7 protein-coding genes and 1 pseudogene are annotated in these 9566 nt (G+C 71.2%); 5 read left to right on the forward strand and 3 right to left on the reverse strand.

The window, feature by feature from the left end:
- Nucleotides 1-19 precede the first annotated feature (19 nt).
- Together E4099_RS23570 and E4099_RS23575 are read right to left on the reverse strand one after the other, a co-directional pair.
- Nucleotides 20-217 (reverse strand): annotated as a pseudogene (locus E4099_RS23570) (PIG-L family deacetylase); the annotation flags it as partial.
- A 62-nt stretch (nucleotides 218-279) separates the two neighbouring features.
- Nucleotides 280-474: a hypothetical protein gene (locus tag E4099_RS23575; RefSeq protein WP_135341122.1), complete on the reverse strand. Its 195-nt coding sequence runs from the start codon at nucleotides 472-474 to the stop codon at nucleotides 280-282.
- Between the two features lie 243 nt (nucleotides 475-717).
- Between E4099_RS23575 and E4099_RS23580 the strand changes: the two genes are divergently transcribed.
- A complete protein-coding gene (locus E4099_RS23580) occupies nucleotides 718-2904 on the forward strand; it encodes a S9 family peptidase (protein ID WP_135341123.1) in 2187 nt (728 codons plus the stop codon).
- Nucleotides 2905-3110: 206 nt separating this feature from the next.
- Here E4099_RS23580 and E4099_RS23585 read toward each other — a convergent pair whose 3' ends face one another.
- Complete coding sequence (locus tag E4099_RS23585) at nucleotides 3111-4256, reverse strand: hypothetical protein (RefSeq protein WP_135341124.1); 1146 nt, start codon at nucleotides 4254-4256, stop codon at nucleotides 3111-3113.
- Between the two features lie 400 nt (nucleotides 4257-4656).
- Here E4099_RS23585 and E4099_RS23590 point away from each other — a divergent pair, with 400 nt between their 5' ends.
- The 4 genes from E4099_RS23590 to E4099_RS23605 form a co-directional block, all read left to right on the forward strand.
- Entirely contained in the window at nucleotides 4657-5676 is a 1020-nt protein-coding gene (locus E4099_RS23590; RefSeq protein WP_245245117.1) for an ABC transporter permease, read from the forward strand.
- Between the two features lie 14 nt (nucleotides 5677-5690).
- Entirely contained in the window at nucleotides 5691-7487 is a 1797-nt protein-coding gene (locus E4099_RS23595; protein ID WP_135341125.1) for an ABC transporter substrate-binding protein, read from the forward strand.
- Nucleotides 7488-7694: 207 nt separating this feature from the next.
- Entirely contained in the window at nucleotides 7695-8672 is a 978-nt protein-coding gene (locus E4099_RS23600; RefSeq protein WP_135341126.1) for an ABC transporter permease, read from the forward strand.
- Between the two features lie 11 nt (nucleotides 8673-8683).
- Nucleotides 8684-9566 (forward strand): ABC transporter ATP-binding protein (locus tag E4099_RS23605; RefSeq protein WP_135341127.1); only part of this gene is annotated, 883 nt, incomplete at its 3' end.

The following is a 9566-nucleotide window of genomic DNA, read 5'->3' on the forward strand; positions in this document are numbered from 1 at the left end:
GTCAGATGTGTATACGAGCGAGCCCGCCCTCCCGATCGGAGGCCAGATGTGCCAGCGCGGGCGGGATGACCTCGCCCTCCTCGCCCAGGGTGCAGGTCACCAGGGTGACGTGGGCGCCCTCGGCGGCGTATCTGGCCATCGTGGCGCCGTTGTTGATCGACTCGTCGTCGGGGTGTGCGTGCACCAGCAGCAGGCGGCGGGTGGGAAGGGCGGTCATGGAGACAGCCTACGAGCCCGCCGCGCCCCGCGGCGTACCGGGAAAGCCTGGAGTCGGGAGGTCTACAGCTTGACGTCGGCGATCATGTTCGCAACGTTGGTCGTCAGGTCGCTGATGGTGGGCGCCATCCGGGAGCTGGCCAGGTAGAAGCCCAGCAGCACACAGACGACCGCGTGCCCGCCCTTCAGCCCGGCTTTCTTGACCAGCAAGGCGACGACGATCAGCAGCAGCACTACCGCCGAAATCGAGATTGCCACAGCGGCTCACCTCCAGGCACGCGACTTAGACGGTCAACATATAGATGCCACATGGGCCATACCCACTATGCGCAGTGGATCATAACTTTGGGCGCGTGCGCATGACTCGGTGCACGGGAGCATGACAGGGGCGCATGCCTGTTCGGCACTTGCCAGTTGGGCTCTCGACCCACCACCCGGCGCAGCCCGCCGAGCCGGCTCGCGACGCGCTTCCCGGTCGGCACCCGGCCGTAGTCTCGGCATATGACACCGCAGACGACAGGCCGGTCCTCGTTCCCACGGCAGCATGCGCGCACTCAGCGCTTCACTCTCGGCAGCCCCCGTGCTTTCACCGTCTCCCCCGATGACGCGCGAGTGGTCTTCCTCCGTTCCCGTTCGGGTACGGATCTGGCCAATCTGCTGTGGGTCCACGACCTCGCCGAGGGGCGGGAGTACCCGGCCGCCGACCCGGAGGTGCTGCTCGGCGGCGCCGGCGAGGAGCTCCCCGCCGAGGAGCGGGCGCGGCGCGAGCGCAGCCGCGAGGGCTCCGCCGGCGTGGTGGCGTACGCCGTGGACGACGCGGTGGAGCTGGCGGCGTTCGCCCTCTCCGGGCGGCTGTTCACGGCCGAGCTGCGCGCCGGCACCGCCCGCGAACTGCCCGTCCCCGGGCCGGTGGTGGACCCCCGGCCGTCCCCCGACGGGCAGCGGGTGGCCTATGTCGCCCAGGGCGCGCTGCGGGTGGTGGACGCCGACGGCGGCGGCGACCGGGCGCTGGCCGAGCCGGAGGGCGACACCGTCGGTTACGGTCTCGCCGAGTTCATCGCCGCCGAGGAGATGGACCGGACCCGGGGCTTTTGGTGGTCCCCGGACGGGGAGTCGCTGCTGGCCGCGCGGGTGGACGACGCCCTGGTGCGGCGCTGGTGGATCGCCGACCCGGCGCACCCGGGACGGCAGCCGGCCGAGGTGGCCTACCCGGCCGCCGGTACGCCCAACGCGGAGGTGACGCTGCTGCTGCTGGGGCTGGACGGCTCCCGCACCGAGGTGGCCTGGGACCGGGAGCGCTTCCCCTACCTGGCCCGGGTGCACTGGTCCTCCTACGGGCCGCCGCTACTGCTGGTGCAGGCCAGGGACCAGCGCAGCCAGGCGTACCTGACCGTGGACACCGCGACCGGGCGCACCGAGACCCTGCTGCTGGAGGAGGATCCGGTGTGGCTGGATCTTTTCCCGGGAGTGCCGGCCTGGAGTCCGAACGGGCAGCTCGTCCGTATCGCGGACACCCCCGGCGGGTCCGCCCGGGTGCTGATGGCGGGCGACCGGCGGCTCTCCCCCGACACCCTCCATGTCCGCGCGGTGCTGGACATCGGCGAGCACGACGTCCTCTTCTCCGCCTCCTCGGGCAGCGCCGGGGAGCGGCCGGGCGAGATCCTGGTCCACCGCGCGCCGCTGCCCGCCCCCGGGACCTCGGACAGCGAGCCCGCCGACTGCGAGGTGCTGTTCGACCAGGAGGTCCCCGCGGTGCACTCCGCCGTGCGGGGGGCCTCGGTCCTGGTGCACTCCTGCGCCACCCTGGACCGCCCCGGCACCAGCGTGGAGGTGGTGCGCCCGGACCTCGGCGAGCCGGGCCTGACCTGGCTGGCCGGGATCACCTCGTACGCCGAGACCCCGGTGGTCACCGCCCGGCCCCGGCTGGTGTGCGCGGGCAAGGACCGGATCCCGTGCGCGGTGCTGCTGCCCACCGGCTACCGCGAGCAGGACGGCCCGCTGCCGGTGCTGCTGGACCCGTACGGCGGGCCGCACGGCCAGCGGGTGGTGGCCGCGCACAACGCGCACCTCACCTCGCAGTGGTTCGCCGACCAGGGCTTCGCGGTGGTGGTCGCCGACGGGCGCGGCACCCCCGGGCAGTCCCCGGCCTGGGAGAAGGCCATCAGCGGCGACTTCGCCGGGGTGACGCTGGACGACCAGGTGGCGGCGCTGCACGCGTTGGCCGAGGACCATCCGCTGGACCTGGGCCGGGTGGGCATCCGGGGATGGTCCTACGGCGGCTACCTCGCGGGCCTGGCGGTGCTGCGCCGGCCCGATGTCTTCCACGCGGCGGTGGTCGGCGCGCCGGTCACCGACTGGCGGCTGTACGACACCCACTACACGGAGCGGTACCTGGGCCACCCGGACGAGCGGCCGGCGGTCTACGCGGACAACTCCCTGGTGACCGACGAGGGTCTGAGCCGGCCCGCCGAGCCGTCCCGGCCGATGATGATCGTGCACGGCCTGGCGGACGACAACGTGGTGGTGGCGCACGCCCTGCGGCTGTCCTCGGCGCTGCTGGCCGCGGGCCGCCCGCACGAGGTGCTGCCGCTGTCCGGGGTCACCCATATGACCCCGCAGGAGCAGGTCGCGGAGAACCTCCTCCGGCTCCAGGTCGACTTCCTCAAGCGGACCCTGGGAGTGGAGTGACGGAGCACGGCGCCTGAGGCGGGGCCGGGCCGCGGCGGTGCGGCGGCCCGGCCCCGCCGGGGCACCGCCGGGTCGGCGGGGAAGGCGGTCGGGACCGCCGGCACGGACCCGAACGCGTCCGGAGCGCCTTCCGCGTCAGCGGGGCGAACGGCGGGTCCGCCGACCGCCGCCTTCCGGGGACGGGGCCGTCCCCTGTCGGCGGGCCGCTACCAGCCGCTGCCGGTCGACGGCGGCATGGGCGGGGGTGGGGGCGTGCCCGGCGGCAGGTTGCCGCCTCCCGGCCCGGTGGGCCCGTAGCCGAGCGGGGAGGCCGGGTACCCATAGCCGCCGGGGGCGCCGTATCCCGGTGCCCCAGGGCGGGGCCACCCCTCGCCGGGCCGCAGCCCCCGCTGGGCCATCGCCACCAGTGCCACCAACCCGGCCAGCACATAGAAGAAGGCGGTGAGGACGAAAAGCGTCCCCTCCGACGGCAGCTCGTCAAAGTGCTGGACCACCTTCAGTTTGAAGAGGAAGGAGGTGATGGCGATACCGTCGGCCAGTATCAGGGTGGCCACGATCATGCCCAGCGGCCTGGCGTAGTCGGTCCGCCTGCCGGCCGCGACCGCGGCGGCGAGGGCGAGCAGGGCCACCGCCCAGGCGGCCCAGGCGGGCGGCGGCGCGAGCACGGTGCCGAGCACGTGGTCACCGGTGATCCTGTCCTTGTAGACGTCCCAGTCCCGCTCCTGGGCCCAGTAGATCTGCCAGCCGGCGATCGCGGCGGCGGTGCCGGCGAAGAAGAGCGACGCCAGGACGCCCGGGCCCGGCGCCGGCACGGTGGGCGGCCGTTCGGCGAGCGGAGCGGGGTAGCCGTAGCCGGCGGGCGCGGTGGTGTGGCCCTGACCGGCGGGCGGAGCGGGGCGCCGGCCCACGGCGACGGCGACCAGCAGTGCGAGCCCGAGCAGTACGTCGGCCCAGCCGGTGAGCGTGGCCCGGGTCCGGAAGCCGTCGGGGAAGGGAGCCCCGTCGAGCCAGTCGGCCTGGATCGTCCACAGCAGCGGCAGCCGGAGCAGCACGACGACCGCGCCCAGGGCGCCCAGCGCGCCCGCCGCGGACGGTGAGCGCACCACGGTGACCCCGGTGAACAGGCACAGCACCAGCAGCGCCAGGTCGACCAGCCCGGAGCCGAAGCCGCCGCCCCAGGTCCCCGACGGCCATGACCAGCTCCCGATGGCCCAACTCCACCAGAGGTTGCTGGTCTCGTTCGCCTCGTCCAGGTCCCGGATGATCCAGGCGAGCGACAGCAGTCCGAGCACGGCGCACACCAGCGCGCCGAAGGTCCGCGTGCCGCGAGTGAGTATCTGTCCCTGCCCCATGCCGGTAGGTATCCCCCGTCGCACCCCGGGAAACCCCGCGGCACCGAAGAAGATGGCGGGCTTCCGGTCCGGACCGGCGCCGCGCCCCGACGGGCAGACGGAACCTCCGCGGCGACGGGCCCCGGGGCCCGGTCGGCCCGCACAGCGGCTCCGCGATCAGCAAGTCGCCTCGCACACGCGGCAGTTGATGCCCGTTTGTCAGCCAATGCCGTGGCCATCGGACCGCTGTCAAGCACACGGCAAACTCGATCTTCCCAACCTTCTCCCAAGACTCCCGGTACGGCGCCATCCGCTCTTTCCCGCCCCTTGACTGGGCGATCACGCGATTGACACAGTCCGCTCAATCCATGGCCGAGCAGTCCGGATCTGGCTCAAGCAGACAGACGGGGGGCACGACGCGATGAAGAGCTCTTCCCAGACCGCGGACCCGCCGGGGGGTGCGGATCCGATCGATGGGGCGGCGCCGGCCGAGGCGGGGTCGTTGGCCGGCCGCTCCCCCGGGCAGTTGATGTGGCGCCGCTTCCGGCGCGACCGCACCGGGATGGTCTCCGCCTGCGTGGTGATCGTGTTCTTCCTGCTGGCGCTGCTGGCCCCGCTCATCTCCCGGCTGTACGGCAAGGATCCGTACACCACCTACGGCCTCGACCGGCCGGGGCTGCTCAACGAGTTCTTCTACCCGGTCAAGCCGAACGGCGGCATCGACGGCGAGTTCTGGTTCGGGGTGGAACCCCAGCTGGGCCGGGATGTCTTCACCCAGCTGCTGTACGGCATCCGCACCTCGCTGCTGATCGCCACCGCGGTGACCGTGCTGTGCCTGATCACGGGTGTGGTGGTGGGGGTCACCGCGGGGTACCTGGGCGGCCGGACCGACTATCTGCTGAGCCGCTTCATCGATCTGCTGCTGGCCTTCCCCGCCCAGTTGTCCTTCGTGGCCTTCACCCCCGTGGTGTACGCGCTGTTCGTCAGCCCGGAGAAGGAGACGCCCACCGCGCTGCGGGTGATCACCCTGATCACGGTGATGTGGGCGCTGGGCTGGATGGGGCTGGCCCGGCTGCTCCGCGGTCAGGTGCTCAGCCTGCGGGAGCGGGAGTTCATCGAGGCGGCGAAGGTCACCGGGGCCTCGCCCTGGCGGATCATCCGCAAGGAGCTGCTGCCGAACCTGTGGACGCCGATCCTGGTGCAGTCCACGTTGATGCTGCCGACCTTCGTGACCACCGAGGCGGGACTCTCCTTCCTGGGTGTGGGCATCGTGGAGCCCACCCCGGACTGGGGCCGGATGTTCGCCACCGGCGCCCGCCACTACCAGAACGACATCACCTACATGTTCTTCCCCGGCATCGCCATGGTGATCTTCGTGGTGGCCTTCAACCTGCTGGGGGACTCCGTCCGGGACGCCTTCGATCCAAAAACCAAGCGCTAGGCGGTGCACACGACATGACGTCATCTCGCAGACACCGGACCCGGCTGGGGGCCGTGGCTCTGGCGGCCGGTGCCCTGGTCCTCTCCGCGTGCAGCAGCGGCGGCGGAGGCGGTTCGGACGACGGCCCGGAGCGGACCACCGACAAGAACCGGGCCTCGAACTACTCGCTGGGCACCGCGGCCGACTCCACCGGCCCGGCCGCCCCGGTGCCCGGTGCCAAGAAGGGCGGCACGATCAACGTGCTGCAGCGCGACGCCTTCGACCATCTGGACCCGGCGCAGATCTACTACTCCGACGCGCTCACCGTGCAGCTGCTGTACAACCGCTCGCTGACCACCTACAAGGTGGGCGCCAACGGCCGGGTCACCGTGGTGGGCGACCTGGCCACCGACACCGGCAAGTCCTCGGACGGCGGGCGCACCTGGACGTACACCCTCAAGGACGGGTTGAAGTTCGAGGACGGCTCGCCGATCACCTCGGCCGATGTGCGGCAGAGCGTGGAGCGGCTCTACGCCTCCTTCGCCAACGACGGACCGCAGTACATACCCCAGTGGCTGTCGGGTGACGGGCAGTCGTTCCGCAAGGCGCTGCCGGACGGCCCGTACAAGGGGAAGCACCTGCCCAAGAGCGTGCTGGACACCCCGGACGAGAAGACCATCGTCTTCCACTTCAAGGCGCCGCACGCCGACACCCCGTACGCGGTGGCCATGCCCAACATCGGTGCGGTGCCCGCCGCCCCGGGCAAGGACACCCAGCAGCGGTACGACTCCCATCCGGTCTCCTCCGGCCCGTACAAGATCGGCACCCTCAAGCCGGGCAAGTCGCTGACCCTGGTCCGCAACGACCAGTGGGACCCCAAGACGGACGCGGTGCGGCACCAGTACCCGGACCGCTACGACATCAGCTTCGGGGTTCAGGAGCCGGACTCCAGCCGGCGGCTGCTGGCCGATCGGGGCAGCGACAGGCAGGGCATGTCCTTCAGCAACGCGGTGACCCTGGAGACCGGCCCCTCGGTGCTCAAGGACGCCTCGACCAAGAGCCGCACCTTCAACGAGATCCAGCCGTACGTGGACTACATGGCCATCAACATGGACCGGATCAAGGACAAGAAGGTCCGGCAGGCCCTCGCGTACGCCATGCCCAACGGGCAGATCCTTGGCCAGTTCGGTGGGGCCAGGGCCGGCCAGGTGGCGGGCAACCTGCTCGCGCCCTCGGCCGCCGGCTGGAAGGACACCGACCCCTTCGGCAAGAAGAAGTTCCCGGCCGGTGACACCGACACCGCGCGGAAGCTGCTGAAGGAAGCGGGCAAGGAGGGGCAGGAGATCGTCTACGCCTACCCCAACACCACCGAGTACCAGAACGTCTCCGTGGTGGTCACCAAGGCCCTGCGGAAGGCCGGCTTCACGGTGCAGAAGAAGGAGATCGACTCCAACAACTACGCCACCGAGATCTCCAAGGTGGACAACACCTTCGACATCTACCGGGCCTCCTGGGGCGCCGACTGGCCGGTGGCCTCGACCGTGGTCCCGCCGCTGTTCGACAGCCGCGTCCTCTCCGACGGCAGCCAGAACTACTGGCACCTGCGGAACACGGCGGTGGACCGGGACATCGACCGGATCAACAAGATCACGGACGTGAAGCAGGCCTCCGCCGAGTGGGTCACGCTGGCCGACCGGATCCTCACCGAGGACGTCCCCGCCGTACCGATCTTCTACAACCGGCTGTGGTCCATCTGGGGTTCGGGCATCGGCGGGGTGAAGTACCACTCCGTCTACGGCTCCGCCGACCCGAGCGACGCCTACGTCAAGTAGCGGCCGCCCGCGCGGTGTGCGGGGCAGCGCCACCCGGCCCCGCCCGCGCGGCCCCGCTCACCCGGCATCGCCCGCCCGGCTCCGCCCGCGCGACGAGCGCGGCGGCGCCACCCGGTCCCGTCCGCTCCCGTGCGGCGCGGGCGGGACCGCCTGTCCGATCCGTCCCGGCCGCCTTACCGGCGCCTGTACCGGAAGATCCGCGACGCCATGCTCAGATTCCTCGTACGCCGCAGTCTCGGCGCGATGGTCATCATCCTGCTGATCAGCGCGATCACGTTCTTCCTGTTCTTCGCGGTGCCCTCCGAGCCGGCCCAGCTGGCCTGCGGCAAGAACTGCGACCCGGACGCCATCAGGATCATCAACCACAACCTGGGGCTGGACGATCCGGTCCCGGTGCAGTACTGGCACTACCTCGTCGGCATCTTCGCCGGCCGCGACTTCGACATCGGCCACTGCTCGGCGCCCTGTCTGGGCTACTCCTTCCGCAACGACCAGCCGGTGTGGGAGACCATCCTCGACCGCTACCCGACCACGCTCTCCCTGGCCGTCGGCGGCACCGTGGTCTTCCTGGTCGTCGGGGTCTCCATCGGCATGATCGCCGCGGCCCGGCGGGGCACCTTCGCCGACAAGTTCCTCAGCTCCCTGTCGCTGGTCGGCAACTCGATGCAGATCTACTTCGTCGGCACCATCGCGCTGTGGCTGCTGGTCGACTCCTGGGGCGTACTGGACCGCCCGGAGTACGTGCCGGTCACCCAGGACCCGGTCGGGTGGTTCAGCGGCATGCTGCTGCCCTGGCTGGTGCTGTCGATCATCTTCATCGCCAACTACAGCCGAATGACCCGCTCCCTGATGATCGAGCAACTGGACGAGGACCATGTCCGCACCGCCCGCGCCAAGGGCATGTCCCACCGCACGGTCTTCTTCCGGTACGCCTGGCGCGGCGCGATCGCACCGATCGTCACCCTGGTGGGCATCGACATGGGTTCGCTGTTCGGCGGCGCCATGGTCACCGAGTTCACCTTCACCCTGCACGGCCTGGGCCGGCTGGCCGTGGACTCGGTGACCCAGAAGGACCTGCCGATGCTGATGGGCGTGATGCTCTTCAGCTGCACCGCGATCGTGATCGCCAACATCATCGTGGACGCGCTGTACGCCGTCATCGACCCGCGCGTGCGCCTGGCCTAGGAGTACGACCCGTGACCACCCTGACCACTCCCGAGGGCGAGCCGCCGGCCGCCACCGACGGCGAGGCCTTTCTGTCGGTCCGCGACCTGGAGGTCCACTTCGCCACCGAGGACGGCACCGTCAAGGCCGTCGACGGGCTCTCCTTCGACCTGATGCGCGGGCGCACCCTGGGTATCGTCGGCGAGTCCGGCTCCGGCAAGTCCGTGACCAACCTCGCCGTGCTGGGTCTGCACGACCCCCGCAACACCACCGTACGGGGCAGCGTCCGGCTGGCCGGGCAGGAGCTCACCGGCGCCCCCGAGCGCACCCTGGAGCGGCTGCGCGGCAACACCATGGCGATGATCTTCCAGGACTCGCTCACCGCCCTCTCCCCCTACTACACGGTGGGCCGGCAGATCGCCGAGCCGTACCGCAAGCACACCGGCGCCACCCGGCGGCAGGCCCGGCAGCGCGCCGTCGAGATGCTCGCCAAGGTCGGCATCCCCAACCCCGGGCGGCGGGTGGACGACTACCCGCACCAGTTCTCCGGCGGCATGCGGCAGCGCGTGATGATCGCCATGGCCCTGGTCTGCAACCCCGACCTGCTGATCGCCGACGAGCCGACCACCGCGCTGGACGTGACGGTGCAGGCGCAGATCCTGGACCTGCTGGGCGAACTCCAGCAGGAGTACGGCTCGGCCATCGTCCTGATCACCCACGACCTGGGCGTGGTCGCCAACACCGCCGACGAGCTGCTGGTGATGTACGCCGGACGGGCCGTGGAACGCGGCACCGTCCGCGAGGTGCTCAGCTCGCCCCGGCACCCGTACACCTGGGGGCTGCTGGACTCGATGCCCCGGCTCTCCACCCCGGTGGACCAGTCGCTGCGGCCCATCCCCGGCGCCCCGCCCAGCC

Origin of the sequence: Streptomyces palmae (genome assembly GCF_004684805.1) — a bacterium.
Taxonomy (GTDB): domain Bacteria; phylum Actinomycetota; class Actinomycetes; order Streptomycetales; family Streptomycetaceae; genus Streptomyces; species Streptomyces palmae.

Coding starts and splice junctions, on each gene's coding strand:
- E4099_RS23580 (WP_135341123.1), top strand. CDS start 718: ATGACACCGCAGACGACAGGCCGGTCCTCGTTCCCACGGCAGCATGCG.
- E4099_RS23600 (WP_135341126.1), top strand. CDS start 7,695: ATGCTCAGATTCCTCGTACGCCGCAGTCTCGGCGCGATGGTCATCATC.
- E4099_RS23595 (WP_135341125.1), top strand. CDS start 5,691: ATGACGTCATCTCGCAGACACCGGACCCGGCTGGGGGCCGTGGCTCTG.
- E4099_RS23590 (WP_245245117.1), top strand. CDS start 4,657: ATGAAGAGCTCTTCCCAGACCGCGGACCCGCCGGGGGGTGCGGATCCG.
- E4099_RS23585 (WP_135341124.1), bottom strand. CDS start 4,256: ATGGGGCAGGGACAGATACTCACTCGCGGCACGCGGACCTTCGGCGCG.